Origin of the sequence: Halomicronema sp. CCY15110, from assembly GCF_016888165.1 — a bacterium.
Taxonomy (GTDB): Bacteria; Cyanobacteriota; Cyanobacteriia; order Phormidesmidales; family Phormidesmidaceae; genus Halomicronema.
Window position 1 is genome coordinate 1 of record NZ_JACSWC010000017.1, and the last position, 332, is coordinate 332.

1 protein-coding gene is annotated in these 332 nt (G+C 64.5%); it reads right to left on the bottom strand.

Annotated elements, in window-relative coordinates; all coding sequences use genetic code 11:
- Positions 1-107 precede the first annotated feature (107 nt).
- Positions 108-332, bottom strand: a 225-nt coding sequence (locus tag JUK32_RS00090) for a LysR family transcriptional regulator (RefSeq protein ID WP_204136842.1), incomplete at its 5' end; no start/stop codon positions are given.

Genomic DNA, 332 nt, shown 5'->3' on the forward strand with positions numbered 1-332 from the left:
CGCTCGTCCATGCGCCGCAGGGCCACCCGGGTTTCTGGGTGAGCGCGTTTGAACTCGGCAATCAGCTTTCCCACGGTCAGCGAATCGGTGCCGTCTACCGTCCCCGCCTAGGCTGCCTGCACGGCCATATCGGCGTAGGCTACCGCCTTGCGGGCCGAGTCGAGGAACCCCTGTCCAGCCCTCGTCAATGACACCTCGCGGGAGGTACGGTGCAGCAGCTTTACGTGTATATCGGCCTCTAGCTCGTTGAGCAGACGGCTGATGGCCGGTTGCGAGATACCGCAGCGCTGGGCGGCGCGGCCAAAGTGCAGTTCTTCCGCCAGGGCAATGAA